This window comes from Weissella thailandensis (assembly GCF_001932615.1).
GTDB classification, from domain to species: domain Bacteria; phylum Bacillota; class Bacilli; order Lactobacillales; family Lactobacillaceae; genus Weissella; species Weissella thailandensis.
In genome coordinates this window covers 469,228-485,453 of record NZ_CP014332.1, presented here as the reverse complement: position 1 = coordinate 485,453, position 16,226 = coordinate 469,228, and the positions used below count along the sequence as shown (strand labels likewise).

General features: G+C 36.6%; 16 protein-coding genes and 1 other annotated feature. Of the genes, 2 read left to right on the top strand and 14 right to left on the bottom strand.

Features of this window, described 5'->3' with window-relative positions; translation table 11 throughout:
* The first annotated feature begins 136 nt into the window (after positions 1-136).
* Entirely contained in the window at positions 137-1,222 is a 1,086-nt protein-coding gene (locus FOL01_RS02310) for a tyrosine-type recombinase/integrase (RefSeq protein ID WP_075269121.1), read from the top strand.
* A 373-nt stretch (positions 1,223-1,595) separates the two neighbouring features.
* Here FOL01_RS02310 and FOL01_RS02305 read toward each other — a convergent pair whose 3' ends face one another.
* The 4 genes from FOL01_RS02305 to FOL01_RS02290 form a co-directional block, all read right to left on the bottom strand.
* Positions 1,596-1,892: a DUF722 domain-containing protein gene (locus FOL01_RS02305; RefSeq protein ID WP_156834967.1), complete on the bottom strand. Its 297-nt coding sequence runs from the start codon at positions 1,890-1,892 to the stop codon at positions 1,596-1,598.
* A 63-nt stretch (positions 1,893-1,955) separates the two neighbouring features.
* The gene (locus FOL01_RS02300) at positions 1,956-2,582 is read right to left on the bottom strand and encodes a hypothetical protein (protein WP_075269119.1); all 627 of its coding nucleotides are present in this window, start codon (positions 2,580-2,582) and stop codon (positions 1,956-1,958) included.
* A gap of 494 nt (positions 2,583-3,076) precedes the next feature.
* Entirely contained in the window at positions 3,077-4,171 is a 1,095-nt protein-coding gene (locus FOL01_RS02295; protein ID WP_075269118.1) for a DUF7065 domain-containing protein, read from the bottom strand.
* A gap of 47 nt (positions 4,172-4,218) precedes the next feature.
* On the bottom strand, positions 4,219-5,316 hold the full coding sequence (locus FOL01_RS02290; protein ID WP_075269117.1) for a lipocalin-like domain-containing protein: 1,098 nt from the start codon (positions 5,314-5,316) through the stop codon (positions 4,219-4,221).
* A 209-nt stretch (positions 5,317-5,525) separates the two neighbouring features.
* On the opposite strand from FOL01_RS02290, the gene FOL01_RS02285 reads away from it, so the two are divergent.
* The gene (locus tag FOL01_RS02285; RefSeq protein WP_075269116.1) at positions 5,526-6,050 is read left to right on the top strand and encodes a TetR/AcrR family transcriptional regulator; all 525 of its coding nucleotides are present in this window, start codon (positions 5,526-5,528) and stop codon (positions 6,048-6,050) included.
* Positions 6,051-6,543: 493 nt separating this feature from the next.
* On the opposite strand, the gene FOL01_RS02280 is transcribed toward FOL01_RS02285, so the two are convergent.
* The 10 genes from FOL01_RS02280 to FOL01_RS02235 all read right to left on the bottom strand — a co-directional run bounded on the left by FOL01_RS02280 (position 6,544) and on the right by FOL01_RS02235 (position 16,023).
* Positions 6,544-6,996 (bottom strand): sugar O-acetyltransferase, encoded by a 453-nt coding sequence (locus FOL01_RS02280; RefSeq protein WP_207649847.1) that lies wholly within the window; start codon positions 6,994-6,996, stop codon positions 6,544-6,546.
* A gap of 59 nt (positions 6,997-7,055) precedes the next feature.
* Positions 7,056-7,367 (bottom strand): ArsR/SmtB family transcription factor, encoded by a 312-nt coding sequence (locus tag FOL01_RS02275; RefSeq protein WP_075269115.1) that lies wholly within the window; start codon positions 7,365-7,367, stop codon positions 7,056-7,058.
* A gap of 13 nt (positions 7,368-7,380) precedes the next feature.
* A complete protein-coding gene (locus FOL01_RS02270) occupies positions 7,381-7,944 on the bottom strand; it encodes a cadmium resistance transporter (protein ID WP_075269114.1) in 564 nt (187 codons plus the stop codon).
* A gap of 177 nt (positions 7,945-8,121) precedes the next feature.
* Positions 8,122-8,949, bottom strand: a complete 828-nt coding sequence (locus FOL01_RS02265) for a 2-keto-4-pentenoate hydratase (RefSeq protein ID WP_418385072.1) — start codon at positions 8,947-8,949, stop codon at positions 8,122-8,124.
* Positions 8,950-9,193: 244 nt separating this feature from the next.
* Positions 9,194-9,427, bottom strand: a binding site (T-box leader).
* Between the two features lie 79 nt (positions 9,428-9,506).
* Entirely contained in the window at positions 9,507-10,070 is a 564-nt protein-coding gene (locus FOL01_RS02260; RefSeq protein ID WP_075269112.1) for a hypothetical protein, read from the bottom strand.
* Positions 10,071-10,181: 111 nt separating this feature from the next.
* Complete coding sequence (locus FOL01_RS02255) at positions 10,182-11,516, bottom strand: C1 family peptidase (RefSeq protein WP_075269111.1); 1,335 nt, start codon at positions 11,514-11,516, stop codon at positions 10,182-10,184.
* A gap of 75 nt (positions 11,517-11,591) precedes the next feature.
* Positions 11,592-13,268 carry an aryl-sulfate sulfotransferase gene (locus FOL01_RS02250; RefSeq protein WP_075269110.1) on the bottom strand — a complete coding sequence of 559 codons (1,677 nt, stop codon included), beginning with the start codon at positions 13,266-13,268 and terminating at the stop codon, positions 11,592-11,594.
* Positions 13,269-13,765: 497 nt separating this feature from the next.
* Positions 13,766-14,596: an undecaprenyl-diphosphate phosphatase gene (locus FOL01_RS02245; protein ID WP_075269109.1), complete on the bottom strand. Its 831-nt coding sequence runs from the start codon at positions 14,594-14,596 to the stop codon at positions 13,766-13,768.
* A gap of 178 nt (positions 14,597-14,774) precedes the next feature.
* On the bottom strand, positions 14,775-15,035 hold the full coding sequence (locus FOL01_RS02240; protein ID WP_075269108.1) for a hypothetical protein: 261 nt from the start codon (positions 15,033-15,035) through the stop codon (positions 14,775-14,777).
* Between the two features lie 109 nt (positions 15,036-15,144).
* The gene (locus FOL01_RS02235) at positions 15,145-16,023 is read right to left on the bottom strand and encodes an ROK family protein (RefSeq protein WP_075269107.1); all 879 of its coding nucleotides are present in this window, start codon (positions 16,021-16,023) and stop codon (positions 15,145-15,147) included.
* Between the last annotated feature and the right edge of the window lie 203 nt (positions 16,024-16,226).

Genomic DNA, 16,226 nt, shown 5'->3' with positions numbered 1-16,226 from the left:
CAATCTTCGTGTACGTGTATCTCAATATTAACAAAGCGGGTTTTATGCGCTCTTATTTAACGTATCTAGTATACCACGACCTAGGTATGTCGATAAACTATCTATATTTTTTACATGAAAGGTTAGGTTTAAATTAATGTCCGAAGTCGTAAAACGTGGATCGAAATACTTAGCCCGAATATCCTATAAGGTTGACGGCAAATATAAAAAGAAAAGTAAAGGTGGCTTCAAAACTTCCAGTGCCGCCAAAGCATGGATTAAATTGCAGGAAGCCGATAAAGTTAGTGGTACATTTATAGTCGATAGTAAACAGGCGTTCCCTGATTACTTTAAATCATGGTACGAGTTATACAAAATAGATTCTAGCGACGCACAACAACGGTGGTACAGGTTTGCTCAGCATGTTTACTCAAAAAGATTAAGCAACATAACGTTAGATAAATTGAGCCGTCCGATATTACAGCGTTTTCTTAACGAACTAGCTAAAGATTATGCATTCAGCACTGTCAAAAAAATAAAGACTTACATGGTGCAATCCATTAAAAGCGCTCTATACGACAATTTAATTTCAAGCGACCCTACTATTGGTCTCACATACACTGGTAAGGACGGCAGAAATAAAGAACTGAAGTTTTTAGAAGAGGCTCAGATGAAAGCATTGATTACATACTTAACCAGTATCCCCGTGTTCGAACGGAGCGTTAGCGACATGATGATCATAATGGCATTAAATACTGGCGCAAGGTATGAGGAAGTGGCTGCTTTAACTTGGGGAGACCTAACCAACAACTCTATTTCAATTAACAAGGCGTGGGACCAGGTAGCACGCAAAGTAAAAGAAACCAAAAATAAATCATCTAATCGTGTAGTTAGCGTTCCTGATAATTTAATAATTGATCTAAAAGCATGGTCGCCTATTCATAACAATAATGAGTTCATTTTCTGCAACAATGAAACAGGTCTACCACAAACGAGCAATGCTGCCAATAAAAAATTACAGAAGGTACTAATCAAAATAAAATCGCCTAAAAGAATAACCTTTCATGGTCTTAGGCACACTCATGCTAGCTGGCTACTTTCAAATGGTGTTGATGTGAAATACGTTTCTGAAAGACTAGGCCACTCTTCTATCACAATGACGCTAGATATATATACTCATTTGTTAGAAAAAACTAGAACCAACGAGGAACAAAAGTCAGTTTCACTTCTTTCGCAACTATAAATCTAGTGCCAAATTTGGTGCCAAATATTTTAGGAAAACTCGGGAATATATGGTTAAATTCAGGAAATAGCAAACTCAGATAATAGATATAAACCCTAACGTAAAGGCATTTATAGCGTTTTGTCAAACTTTAAGTTGATGGACCAAATGCACCTCGGCTCCATAGTAGGTTTTACAAATACTGTTGTATCAAGGTTAAACCCCTTTTTAACAATGTTAATTACACCAAAGATACACAAAGAATAGCCGTTTAATTCCATTAAAGTCCATAGAAAAATGGTTTCAGGTGTATCTCTTGAATTAAATAATCGGAACTACCTACCGAACAAATATGTCGCTATTCATGGATGTGAATAGCGTTTTTATTTTGCCCTTAAATGATATACCATTTAACAGCTTCATCTTTGAAGTTATCTCGCCATGTCCTAGCGGTGCATTCATCTACACACCCATTCATAGATACCACTACCCAACCATTTTTATTACCATAGTAGTCTTTAACTACTCGGATAACATTGTCAGGTATGAAAGATAAGGCGGTTTCTATAATCTCTTTTTGATAATCATATAGTTTTAACTGTAGGTCGTTCTCCATATGGATAATGGTTATTTCAGCTACTCGATTGAGATTATGCGGCATTCGTCCACCACCTACATTCATTTCAGTCATGAGTGTCTAAACAAAAAACACCAGCAAATAAATGCTAGTGTCTAGTCTATAACTATAGGGATATCATCTTATACCATACTGCTCTAAATCTTCCACCGTTGGTATTACAACACCACCTACATCCTGCGGTACTTTTAGAACAGTAGCCGCTGCATGGTCATGGTAGATTTCCCAGCCGTGATTTTCTCCAAAGTTATACTCTGGTGCTAAATTCCTTTGGAAACCTGTGTCACGTACGTTGTATTCGTCGCCATTTTCATAATATATAGTGAAGCCGTTAGGTATTTCAACGATATGATCTAATGCTGGTACGTCTTCATCTCCGTCATAGTACATAGCCTTATCAATCGCCCATACAATCATTTGCCGTCGTCCTAACATATCAGTTTCATGTTGTGTAACAGAACTATCAGTATCTTCTGAACTATCCACAGAACTCTCGGTATCTACTGAACTGCTTTCGCTATCAACTGCTGAGCTTGTACTTTCACTTTCTGAGATAACACTGGTTGTTGCTGAAATGCTACTTGATGATTTAGATGGCTCGATTTTATCGTCTTTATTTAATTGGTGTGATACACCCCAGCCAACTCCACCAACCAATAATATCAATACAATAACCAAAGTTATAATAATTGTCATTGTTTTATTTCGTTGCTTTTTTTCTGCCCGTTCCTGTCTTGAAGTCATAACCCTAACCACCCTTTCACTAACAAGTATATAGGTTATAGTCTATTTTGTGTTTAAAACTGATATGAGGGAGCCAAAAAGTCCCCTCTATTATGCTAAACTGGCTTTAAAAGGTGGTGGCTAATATTGAGGGCTGGCAAGTAAGTTGTTCTAATTATTTGCTTTGCTAGTGTTGTGAGGTCTTTTATCAAGTATTATTTTACTTACAAGACAACGCAACGCCCAAAAGAAAAGCGCCAACGCTCTAAACGCTGACACTTAACACTCCTAGAAGGATAAGCCAAAAATTTAGGTTGTCCTTTTACCTGATAATACTAGACACAACATAGACACCACTGATTACGATAATCAACCATTGCCAACCAGGAGCACACCAACGGTTATCATCTTTTATGAATTTCATAACTCTTGCTCACGACTTTCAGCAATCAATAACGCATTTTATTATTTCTTTATAACATAAGGATTTATGTCTATAATTCAAACGTTGCTATTTACACATCAGCAAGAGGGTCCGGTTTTCCCATATAATTATATTCGTAAATCATTTCTCCAGAAGTTTCATCAACCTCGTCACCATCAGTAATCTTTAGCGTTCCATGAGCAAAATAACGCATATAAACAGGTTCAATTTTCATTGCCTTAAAGACTAATTTTTGCGCAATTTTAGCATTATGATACATGTCACGGGTTTCAATTTCTTGATCCCATTTGACAGTAAATTCAACTTTTTTACTATCATCTTTGTTTTGGAAAGTATAGTGACTTACCTTCGGAAAGGCTTTACCAGTTGAATTAGTTTGAACTTCGGAATCTAATTTAACATTACCATCCGTCATATAAATGACTTTACCAGTTTCATTATCTTGAACCCCAAAGAACGGTACGCGTTGATAATCATATTCCTTTTGCCCAACAAAGTCATAAATCATGACGGTATATTTATCGGTATAAAGATGTCCCCATAACCAATGATGCCAGGCTTTCATCGGATTTATATTCATCCATTGATGGTCATGATATCCTAAACCACTAACCTGATGCTCTTGACCGTCATAAATTAAAGTACCCGTTACTTTACTCTTGGGAACATTCAAATCTGTATAATAATATTCATCATTGTCTCCTAGAGCAATTACCGCACTCCCACTTTGCCGGAAGGGCTCCACCAATGCTTCATAATGCAGATCACAACCAACACCATTGACTGGTTCAACATGAATATCATAAGATTTAAAATCACCTGTCATCGTATGAGGACCAAACTTTAAATCAGCCTTTTCAGTGCCAATATGTGATTCTTCAATAGGGTAATTAAGAAAATCTTGTCTAGTTTCCCCATCTGGAGTGGTGATCATAATATTCAAATTTGGTGAAAATCCTTTTTTCTTTAGGTCACGAGGGCTTTTTGGCCGAAAACCTACCATATATTTTCCACCTTGATCAAAAATCGCATCAAAATACCAAACTTCGTTATGTTCAGGATCATCTGTATCGCGACGTCCTTCTTCCCAAGTTTCAATTTTGTTAGGATCAACACCTAGCTTTTCAAAGTCTTCTTTTTGATCCATTAATCGAATTCTTGCCATTTAAACTTGCCCCCTTGTTTACTAATAATCGTTCTTTATCTTTTTCTTTAATCGGTTACCATATATGGCTTATATTCTTTACCAACGGATGGAAATTCATAAATCAATTCTCCCGAATCCTTTATCGTTTTGCCATCTGTTGTTATCGTTAATTCTCCAATGGCTGCATCACGAGCATAGCCCGGATATAAATCTAACGCATCAAACTGTTTTTGCACTGGTTCAGGTGCATCGGCATACAATTTTTCAAGTCCAATCTCTTTAGTAACTTTTAATCGATACTGAACCTTTATATCATCCTTTTCCCAAGTATATTGAGAATCCTTTGGAAATAATTTGCCAGTGTCTTCTTGTTCATATTCCTCAAAAACTTCATATTTAACATTTTTAGGATCAAAGTTTTCAAAGATAAGATTACCTTTTTTATCTTGAATAAAGGTCATAGGCAACCGTTGATAGTTATAATCACGACTAGTAACAATATCAAAATTTAAGATAGTATAATCTGAAAAATTTTGTCGTGCCCATAGCCAATTATTATAAGTTACAAAAGTATTAATATCACCCCATTGATGGTCATGGTATCCTGTCCCATTAGCCGTAACTGTCTTACCGTTATACGTCAGAGTTCCGCTGAGCTTCCCAGTTGGAACAACACAAAGCCAGGTAAAGTAAAGATCATTACCAAAGTTATAATAACCAGAACCAGGTCGCCATGGCGTTGAAGTACTATTTAAATGTAAATCAGCGCCTATCCCCTCTTTAGGCTCAAAATGGATGTCATAATCTTCTAAATTCCCAGAAACACGATGTGGTCCAATTTTCACATCACAATTTTCAGTAGCAAACGTCGCTTCAGCAGCGGAATAATTAAGGTCAGTACGATAAGTTTTTCCTTCTGGAGAAGTGATATTAATCATGACTAAAGGCTGCGCTCCCTCCTTTTGAGTATCACTATGTCCTTTCGTATTGAATGCCATAACAACCTTTGATCCGTCATCAAAAATACCGTCGAAATACCACCATTCGTAAGAACCCGCGCGATCATCATCACGTTTACCATCTTCCCAAACGGCCACTTTTCCTTGTTGAACGCCTAACTTTTCATAGCTTTCTGGTTTATTTTCTAAGACTACTTGTGCCATTTTGCCGCCTCCAAATAATATATAAACATAAACTAAAGATTGACAAACAACTGTTGTTTGCATAAAGTTTATAGCAATCATTTAAAAATAACAACCGACAGAAAAGCGCTTACTGTTGGAATAATGGAGGCATCACTACTCATGACTAACCAAAAAAATTTTAGTGTTTTACAAACTCAAAAAAAATTAAGAGTGCCTTTTGGCAAAACTTGGCTCTTGAAGGATACGCTAGTTTATCTGTGAAACAAATTTTACAAACCGCAAAGATTAATCGAAGCACTTTTTATACTTACTTTAATAACAAAAATGACTTATTAGATGCAGTGGAAGAAGATTTATTTCAAGGATTTCATGAAGTATCCTTAGATGTACCTTTGAACGAAATAACTGCAAGTCAGCCCAATAAAAAAATAATGCAAGAATATTATCACAAATTAGTAGAGTATATTTATCAAAATGGACAAAAATTTGAATTACTAGCCAGTGATAAAGGTGATCCAGCCTTTCTTTCCAAACTACTTAAATTAGATCAAGGTATCTGGGAAACTAACAAGCTTATTAAAAAAGTGACCGTTCCACAGCATTATGCTTTTATGGGTATATTGTCCCTAATAACCAGCCTAATCAATGATTGGGCAAAACATGGTTTTCAAGAAAGCCCGCAAGAATTTGAAAAAATATTAAGCGCTATGATTACACCCATTCTATTAGGTGATTTATTTAATAATAACTAAAGTATCGTGCCTCCAGCTATGTGCTAGGCGCTCTGGGCAAGCTTGCTATTAACTTAGCAAAAGCCTATGAGATAAAGAAAAACGCTGATAAGCCTTAAAGACTAATCAGCGCTAAATCTAAGCATACTCTCAAACTCGGTCGTCTGTAAGGTCTCGACCACCTTACAGGCTTTTTTGTATGTATTAATTATACGGTGTGCGTTTCCAGTTTGTAAAGCCCTGAGCTCATCTCACATTATGGTCACCATTATCAGTCACATCTGGCTCTTTTTTGCTGTGATAGTAACTGTATGCTCGTTTCGTAAATTTGTTCCATAGATTAGGCACCTATCTTTGTGAATATGGCTTTGATTTTTTAGAAATCCGTCGGTTGTAACTCATCCTCTTCTGTAATAGGACGTAATACTTTACATGGATTACCCACAGCGATCACTCCTGCCGGGATATTTTTGGTAACAACACTTCCTGCCCCGATAATACTACCTTCACCGATTTAAACTCCGCCACAAATCGTTACATTGGCACCAAGCCAGACATTTCGGCCAATGGTTATTGGTGCAGATGTGCCAACACCAGCAGCACGTTGTTTGGCATCTATCGCATGTCCTGCACACGCGAGACAAGTGCCCGGCCCAATAAAAGTATTTTCACCAATATGTACTGGTGACGTATCAAGAATTACGCAATTATAGTTAATAACTGTTAAGCCATGAGTATGAATATTGAACCCGTAATCACATCGAAATGATGGTTCAATAAAAGTTAATGGATGGCATTCACCGAAAAGTTCTTGCAACAGAGACTGTCGCTTATCTTTCTCCAAAGGGCTTGTTTGATTATATTTCCAGCACAGAAATTTTGCTTTCTCCTGTAATTTTGAAGGCATATCTTTATTGTTTGAATAATATCCTTGATTTTGTTTCATCATTTCAGTCATATTCATCATTACCACCTCCTATAAATTCATTCTTTTCTATTACTAATAGCATAGCGGTTAGCTAATAATCATTTCCCGTGCTGCTTGCCACGTAACACATGATCAACGTGTGCCAGAGTTTCATTAATAATATCCAATATATGCGGATCATTAAGCTGATAATAATTATATTTTCCCTGTCTTTCAGCCATAACTAATTGGTGTTCACGTAATAAGGCTAAATTATGAGAAATAACCGATTGTTCAACGCCTAACAGCTCACATAATTCATTAACACTCATTTTATTATTTTCTAGAACATAAAGCATTTGCACTCTCACAGGATTGCTCAATAACTTCATAATTTTGTTCATTTCGTTTAAATGTTTATCATCAATCATTGCCACTCACTTTCTATAATAGTGCGATTAAATGACTAATTAACCCACTATCCCAAAATACATATACACCAATTAGGACATAACAAACTTTCATCAGTACTTCACCATAACGATCCATTAGTTCAGTAACGACTTTCATATCTGCTACTAGCTTAACAATAAAAACAATAACAATAGTTAATAATGCGATAATTAAAAGGGCAAAGAAAAAGTTGTTCAAGCTTGCACCTGCCATGACGGGCAAAAATATCGCTAGAACACAGCCCGAGCAAACTGATAAATACGTTAATAATACTGTTAAAATAGGCGACTGCTTACTATTATTATTCTGTTCCTCATCATTATCATGAATAGCCATGTAAATTGGCAAAACACCTAATATTCCTAATACCCACTCTGGTAAAAATGATGCTAACACTGCACCAGCAGAATAACTAGCTGTCAGCAAAATAATAACACCAATCAAGTAACCCATGATAACTTGTGATATCCGATATTTCTTTAATAGAAATAATAACATAAAGAAAAAATCAAAATTTACACCTAAAAATGTAATAACCAATACCCCTAAATTCATCAATTAATCCCCTTTGTTCATCATATGTTGTTTTGAACATATGTAAACATTAACATATGTAAGAAATAAAAAGCACTGATTAGCCATAACAACTAATCAGTGTACCCATTAATGATTAAAAAACCTGTATCAAATCTAATGCCATTATGTCTAAAACCTAACACATGCTTTTTCGTTTTAATCAGCTACAACATCAAAAAACACTGCACCTAATCCTTTGTTGAAAGTTGCCTTCCAGTTACCATCACCTAGTGACTCTGGTAATAAAAATGTCCCGCTTGAAACGCGTTGCCCAGCTTTTAAAGGCGTTCCCTGTTGTTCAAGCTTTTCAGCCAACCAATGAAGTGAATTTAATGGGTTACCAAGTACTTCTGAAGCAACACCGTCCTTTAATTTCTCTCCATTATAGAATAATTCACATTTTACATCAGCAAGTTCATCCACATTGTTAAACAATTGATCTGCATCAACTTCTTGACCATAAACAACGTATCCTCCAACAGCTGCATCAGACATCACCATATACTTTGACAGACTTGGGAACCAATCACTGAAGCGTGAGTCAGGGACCTCAACAGCTGGTGCAACCTTAGTCTTATGCAGTAAGTCAGCCAGTGAGTCATTACTATTAAGGTCTTCCTTTGCTGTAAATAACATTTCGACCTCTGCTAATGGCTCCATTAAGTCACTCCGATATAATGTTGTCGGTGATGAAACAAAGTGGCTCTTAACTTGGGCACCATACAACGGTGAATCTGAGTCAAACATGTCCTGAGTTTCCTGACTAGTAAGCGATACCTTGTAGCCCCCAACTGCTTCATTTTTTAATTCAGTTAAATGACGCTGAACTTGGTATGCCGTCTCCTCATCAGTAACAACACCCTCGTAATCAGACTCTTGCAGTGGCTCGTGTGTCTGATAAGCCTTAAATAAGTGCTCTACTAATTCTTGTTCTGACTGTGATAATTCTTCTTTCGTTGATAATTCTGGCATTGCTTGGTTCATAAATATATCCTCCATAGATACTATTTGGCTCATCCCCACTTATGTCAGTCGTGTGAGGACAAATACGTCATATTTTACTAATACAAAATCGTTAAAACGACTTGTCAATTGCATCAAAAGACTAATCTGGCTTGGACTTTCTTTTGAGCTCTTAATCACCGATTCCATATGTCCTCACCTCCTTTAATTACCAATAATTACTATCAAATTAAAAAGCGTCCTTTTAACTATCTATTACAATAGCTAAAAGGACGCTTACGCGCGGTACCACCTTACTTTATAGCATCATCACTGATACTATCTCACACGTACGACATTTATCATACGCTGACACTATAATGGGCGCACCCAATGTCATCTAATAACCTTTCAACGACATAGTTCCGAGATGATAATCATCTTACTTGCAAGCTGTTTCACACCAACCAACAGTTCTCTGATTACAAATTAAAATGATACTTCTCTTCATCACTTTTTAATTTAAATTTAATTGTTGATGCTAATTTACACCCGATAATTTTAATTGTCAACCATTTTATATAACACTCTGGTAAGCGTTATCTTTTTTCTAAAACAGACAAGATATCTCTTAACACACCATTCTGATAAAACATCTGGTGTTGAAACTTCGCACGTTCACTTTCTACGGCTTGCATCGCTTGATCTGAAACTTGTTTCTTCAAAGTCTCTTCGTTAGCCTCTTGAGCGGCTTGTACCTCTGAAATTAAAGTTAACAAGGCGTAGTAATAACCTAAAAACCAGCCATTAAAATAAGGCATGATGATACTTTCAAAAACTAACTGATTATCATGGTGGGCAGTAACGGCGTGGTATTCTTCCGCCAGCATACTATTAATTTGGTCATCTAATTCCTTGTGTTGCTCAGTCTCCCATAATTTTTTAAAATCATTACGCGCGGCATGCTCTACACGATCTATCCAAGCAGCTGACTGATTTTCTGCCTGAACACCTTCGCTTAAACCAACAATCAGTAAATAAGCTGCTTCGTATCCTCGCTGCATCCCCAGTTCTAATACCGGCTTTAAAATCTTATTTAATTGTTTGGTATCCAGGGTGGCATTGATTGTCGTCAATGTCTGTTTCAAATCATCTTTTAACATAATTTCCTCATTATTTTCCACTTTTTGATAATCACTATAACATAAGTTATAACTAAAAAACCGAAGACGTTGTCCTCATTGATTGGACGTCTTCGGTCAATTTAAAAACTTTTATGCTAATGCACCCATTGGATCCCATGGTGCTAATTCTTTAGGTTCACTATTTTCATAGATATCACGTAGTTCATCAGGAAGATACTCCTTCTTAATAACAACTTGATACGTAAATTGGTCAAACCACTCATCAGACATTGTAAAGTAACCCTTGTGGCCATTCTTATCACCCCATGAGTTCTCAACCTTCCACTTTGTTGGCTTGCCATCTACAAGGTCAACACCAGTTAAGACCATCGCATGAGTCATCAATGAGTCACCATAATCCAAGCGTTCTGCCTTAGTCATACTGAAATCAATATCGAACAAGCTATCCTCGTCATACAATTCCGTATCCATTAATCCAGCTTCACGATCTAACTTTGGTCCCATATCAACACCGAACCAAACGTTTTCGCCAGCAGAAAGTTGCTTGATGGCTAATTCCTTAAATGTCGCCAAATCAAGATTCAAATGCTTAACGTCACGACCACCAACAACAGAACCTAACATACTAACACCGTATGTTTGTTTGTATGGCTTATCATCAGTTGGTGCATTAATGATTGAGATATAGTCACTAAGATTCCAGCCAACATACTTCTTGAAGAAGTCTTGTGGTGTAATACCTTGCTCACGATGGAATTCGTCATCCTTATCACGGAATGAAAAATCAAATGTCAAAGGTGGTTCACCAAATGTTAATGACAGCATATGGTAGTTTTCTTTATTGAACGCCTCAAGCTTAGCTGATACTTCATCGTCAGTAGCATTCTGTGCAACTAATTGGCGCAATGTAATGGCATCTTTACGTAACTTACCGTTGAACAAACGGTTAAGTTCAGCAGAGTGAGATGATGCTTGTGATTCTGGGAAAGCTGATTGTGGTACAACACCATATTTTTCAATGATGGCAACAATCATATCCCATTGGCCACCATCTTGTTGTGGTGTCGCTAACAAGAAGCTCACTTCACGGTCAGTTGTTGGCTTATCTGCGGTTGCCAAAATATTATTATAGAAATAATTTGCTTTCTCTAACTTATCCCAGAAGAATGTGTAACTTTGTGATAATTCAAAGTCGCCTGGCAAACCGTGCGTTGACTTCATATCATGACGCATTGTGTTTAATGCGGCAAACATCCAGCAACGTCCTGATCGCAACTGATTAGCAACTGGTGAACTTTCCAAATCAACACTAAATGTTGGTGTCAATTCACCAGCACGTTGATTATCACGTGCTGACTTTAAGATACCATTAGTGGTAATAGCACCACGTAAAACTTCTGACTTAGAACTTTCATTGACAGATTTTTTAAATGCTGCTAATTGTTCTTGGGTAATTTCACTCATTTTTTAACCACCTTTTTCTAATAATCACTTAAGTTTATCGCTTTCGCCACCATTATGCAATGTGACAACGATTGGCTATGAAATGTTAATCCGGTAAGAACGGTAAACATAACCCTTCGATTGCAAGTTTGAAAGCTCAACATTAAATACTTGATAACCATCACGAGTTACTTCGATAATATTAGAAGCATCCCCATTCTTAGCATTTAAATAACCGAAGTCAATTAAGGAATTACCATTATCTAGTTGTCGATTTGAACCAATTCGGTCAGTAAAATTAGCTTCGCCTAATGCTTGACCATATGATCGGACTTCTTTGGCAGTCATAGTCTTCAAATCAATTTTTAACTCACGACCGGCTGAATACTTACCTGACGTCTTTTTATCACCATATGAAACGGCATAATTATTATCATAGAATGAAATCGTTTCTTGACCATCTTTTTGTGAACCAGCTATCACGCGAGCATCATGCTGACCACCATTAATCGTAGTGCCCTTTGCATAGCTCAAAACATGTTTCTGCCACTTCTTTGGCCAATCAGTTTTATCACGCCCTGATAGAATCCAAACTGGTTGCATGGTCTTATAGTTAAACTTCATAATCAAATCTTGGTGACGTGAAGAAATGATAATGCTGTTATCCTTTTTATCATAATTAATCGCATTTTGGTGTAACCAGTCAACCTTACCATCAGAACGTTTTGTTGCATCATATTGGGCATAAGTATCCATTGGGAAAATACGCTTAAAGTCAATCACGCGGGCAACTTTACCAGTTTTACGATTAATTTCAACCATTGTATCCTCAATAAACTTCGAACCATCAGAAACTGTGGCTAACAAGTTACCATTTGGTAATTCGATCACATCATGATGAATAGCAGTTGTTTCACCATCTGATTTATTCTTAGCCTTTAGATTCTCAGTTGATGATGTTTTATTACTGAATTGGTAGTTCCGATAAATCTTACCCAAATAATTAGTCTCAACTAAATCATTATAAACAAGCTTACTGTTATCTTGCTTACGAAGAATCAACAAATGACCATTCTTCAATGTTTTAAAAATATGTTGATTATATTCCGTTGAAAACCAACGAATCTGTCCATCCGCATCAATCGCAAACGGTTCTTTGGTTGTTCGGGTAAAGACCGTTAAACCATTTTGTCCAATGGCCATTTGTTTTTTATCAGCCATCTTCACATTAATATTTACATCAGCCAAAGCCTTAGGTAATGGTTGGGTTTGCATCTCAACTGTTTTCTTTTCGACACGACCATCTTTATAAGTAATTGTAAATTCGACCTTATTAGCCGTATTTGCATATAGCCCTACCACATTAATGCGGTGCTTTTTTGTATTTTTGTTTGTACTATTAGTAATCGATGTGCCACTCGACTTACCAACAACGGTGTAACTTACCTTTGCAGCTTCATCGGTATGAAAAATCGCCAAAGCCGTTAATGGTGATGTTTTATACGGATTTGTTTTCACAAACATATTGTCAGTTGTATACTTACTATCTTTTTCCGCCTGTGAATAGTTCTTTTCTAAATTATCTTGTTCAGAAATCAATTTATTACTTAAATGAACACCCAAATTAGATTTAATTTGCGTATTCGTTAACAACTTCGGATGGCTTTCACGATATACTTTATGGCCGTAAAACCCACCAATACCAATCAAAATAATAATAACCAAAACCCATATCCAACGGGACCACTTTTGATGCTTCAATTTATCACCCATGCGAGCTCCTTTTTGTCTATAAATATGTATTAACATCTAAACTAAATGATTACCCTATTCAAATCAAGATATATACAAAAAATTAGATTTTTCTTATGAATATAACAAAAACGCCTATCCGGGCAAGATAGACGTTTTTGGATCAAGCTGTTCATTATACATAAACAGCGATCTATTAAGGAGTAGGTTGTTTAAAGCGTAATTCTTTAAACGATTAGGTAAATTTCTATGAGTGTGGGCTGTTGATAGGAATGGGCTTTCCTTATCAACAATACTTATAATAAAGGCACCGACTTAAATAAAATATAAACCTGACTAAAATTAACCTTTAATTTAAAAAACCATCAAAAAAAGTGGCATTGGTCACCCATAAGGTAACGCAAAACCACTGTCCATCATCTATTTAAGAGTAGAAAATATGAATAAGGTTGATGACTTACATTCAGTATAGCATAAAGAATGATAAACTCAATCATTTTTCTAATTAATATCTAATTTTACTTTGCTAAAAACCCAAAATAAGCAATAACAAAAATACTTAATACGATACGATACCAACCAAACGCCTTAAAATCGTTGTTCTTAATATAATTAAGCAAGAATCTAATCGATAGGTAAGCAACAATGAATGATACCACTGTTCCGGTGATTAAGACCATTGTTTGTGTCCCAGTAAATGCACCACCATGACTAAAATACTTAAATATTTTTAGGAAGGAAGCACCAAACATCGTCGGAATAGCAAGGAAAAATGAAAACTCCGTTGCTACAAAACGAGATGTACCAATCAAAATAGCTCCCAAAATTGTTGCCCCAGATCTTGAAGTTCCTGGAATTAACGAAAGCACTTGAAAGGCTCCAATAATAAATGCTGTTTGGTAAGGTAAATTGTTTAAACTCGTAAAATGAGGCGTACGCTTTTCATTACGATTTTCAATAACAATGAACAAAACACCGTAAATCAAGAGTGTTGCAGCAACAACTTGCCAGTTCATTAGATGCGCATCCATCCAGTCATTCAACAATAACCCAATAATCACTGACGGAATTACGGCAACCAATACCTTCAACCATAGGAGCCAAGTATCATGCTTTTCAATTGCATTTTTCTTAGTAGACAAGGGATTTAATTTATTGAAATAAATAACAACGACCGCCAGAATGGCACCAAGTTGAATCACCACATTGAACATATCCGTAAACTGTGTTGACTGTCTCATTTGGATAAATTCATCTGCCAAAATTAAATGACCCGTAGAACTAATTGGCAGAAATTCTGTAATACCTTCAACTATTCCCAGAATAACTGCCTTAATAATATCGAACATCGTTTAAACCTCTATATATTTAGATTTTTATAATCAAATTTAAGAATGCCATACACTAGATAATCGTGTCAAGAGAAAAACAGTTTAACGATTCGTTAAAAAAGATCGAAATTCATCCTTCTAAAGATGGTTATTTCGATCTTTATACCTGAGGTAGATAGTAATTAAACCTACCCTTTCATTCTTTTTTCTCTCCAAGCACAACTCTTATAATATCGGGATAAACACCGCCATCCTGATTTCTTTTCATCACGAGAGCCGTGAGGGCTTGTTTTAAATACTTTTCATTTTGGTCATTTATGGCTCGCCACGTTGCGAACCCACCCATTGCTTTCACTGTGATATGTCCCGTATCAACATAAACATTTTGTCGACCTTCAATGTAATAATCATAGACAATTACATTTCTATCCTCATGTTGCTTGATGACGGTTAACATATTACTTCTCACTTTTTATTGACTATCGAGCTGGGCGACTCAACCATTATAACGCATCTCACGTTAATTACCAAAAGTTGATGTCAAACGCCCTTCCTCTAAGTCCGGTTTAATCACCTAGTAGTTCTTTTGCAAGATAGAAGCAACCATAAATACCCGCATTATCACCATTACCCACAGAAACAATATAATTATCTAATTCTGGTACTGCCAAATAATCGTGCAATTGTTCAGCAAAAGACTGACGAACCATTGGTAACAAAATATCCCGGTGTGGTACACCACCACCAAAGACGATTCGTTCTGGACGAAGAGTTGCCGTATAAGTAACAGCTGCTTGTGCCAAATAGAATGCCTCTATCTGCCAAGCTAAGTGGTCATCAGGTAGTTCTTTCGCTGAAACTCCCCAGCGCTCTTCCATAGCGGGTCCAGCTGCCAATCCTTCCAAGCAGTGATCACCATGGAAAGGGCAATGACCAGCATAGTGATCCTGAGGGTGCTTAGCCATCACAATGTGACCAGCTTCGGGATGTGAATAACCACCAACAAATTGACCATTTGCAATAATTCCTGCACCAACACCAGTCCCAACAGTTAGATAGACAATGTTATCAACATCTGCAGCAGAACCTGAAACATACTCCGCCCAACCAGCAGCATTAACATCAGTTGTCCAATAATAAGGGATATCTCGCCATTCTTTCATTGCACCAAGAAAATCAAATCCTGACCATCCCCGCTTAGGCGTGTCTAGCACATACCCATATGTCGCACTATCAGTTCTGACATCAATTGGTCCAAATGAAGCAATGCCAATTGCCGCAATATCTTCATATTGATCAAAAAATTCCTGTACTTTTTGGATAGTAGTCACACCATCTTCTGTTGGAAAACTTTCACAAGCAACCACAGACTCTGGTTCTTCAACTGGCGCGACGGCCACCACAAACTTCGTTCCACCTGCTTCAATTGCACCAAGTAATGCCATTTGGCAATTCCCCCTAAAATTTTATAGTATACTGGTATTTTAATCGATTACCGCATTAATTGCAATCGTTTACAAATATTGTTATAAAAGCATTTCAAACGTTTACGCTTTTCACTAAAATTAATGGCCTATAAAAAATATATCAACATAAAAAAAACGCCTACCTTGCGCGTTTAGGTAGACGTTTTTGTGTGGCATCGATG

Excerpts from the sequence above, each read along its gene's own strand:
- FOL01_RS02290 (WP_075269117.1), bottom strand. The coding sequence starts at position 5,316 with ATGGCACAAGTAGTCTTAGAAAATAAACCAGAAAGCTATGAAAAGTTA.
- FOL01_RS02310 (WP_075269121.1), top strand. The coding sequence starts at position 137 with ATGTCCGAAGTCGTAAAACGTGGATCGAAATACTTAGCCCGAATATCC.
- FOL01_RS02250 (WP_075269110.1), bottom strand. The coding sequence starts at position 13,268 with ATGGGTGATAAATTGAAGCATCAAAAGTGGTCCCGTTGGATATGGGTT.
- FOL01_RS02235 (WP_075269107.1), bottom strand. The coding sequence starts at position 16,023 with ATGGCATTACTTGGTGCAATTGAAGCAGGTGGAACGAAGTTTGTGGTG.
- FOL01_RS02255 (WP_075269111.1), bottom strand. The coding sequence starts at position 11,516 with ATGAGTGAAATTACCCAAGAACAATTAGCAGCATTTAAAAAATCTGTC.
- FOL01_RS02295 (WP_075269118.1), bottom strand. The coding sequence starts at position 4,171 with ATGGCAAGAATTCGATTAATGGATCAAAAAGAAGACTTTGAAAAGCTA.
- FOL01_RS02275 (WP_075269115.1), bottom strand. The coding sequence starts at position 7,367 with ATGATTGATGATAAACATTTAAACGAAATGAACAAAATTATGAAGTTA.
- FOL01_RS02270 (WP_075269114.1), bottom strand. The coding sequence starts at position 7,944 with ATGAATTTAGGGGTATTGGTTATTACATTTTTAGGTGTAAATTTTGAT.
- FOL01_RS02300 (WP_075269119.1), bottom strand. The coding sequence starts at position 2,582 with ATGACTTCAAGACAGGAACGGGCAGAAAAAAAGCAACGAAATAAAACA.
- FOL01_RS02305 (WP_156834967.1), bottom strand. The coding sequence starts at position 1,892 with ATGACTGAAATGAATGTAGGTGGTGGACGAATGCCGCATAATCTCAAT.
- FOL01_RS02265 (WP_418385072.1), bottom strand. The coding sequence starts at position 8,949 with ATGAACCAAGCAATGCCAGAATTATCAACGAAAGAAGAATTATCACAG.
- FOL01_RS02245 (WP_075269109.1), bottom strand. The coding sequence starts at position 14,596 with ATGTTCGATATTATTAAGGCAGTTATTCTGGGAATAGTTGAAGGTATT.
- FOL01_RS02240 (WP_075269108.1), bottom strand. The coding sequence starts at position 15,035 with ATGTTAACCGTCATCAAGCAACATGAGGATAGAAATGTAATTGTCTAT.
- FOL01_RS02260 (WP_075269112.1), bottom strand. The coding sequence starts at position 10,070 with ATGTTAAAAGATGATTTGAAACAGACATTGACGACAATCAATGCCACC.
- FOL01_RS02280 (WP_207649847.1), bottom strand. The coding sequence starts at position 6,996 with ATGATGAATATGACTGAAATGATGAAACAAAATCAAGGATATTATTCA.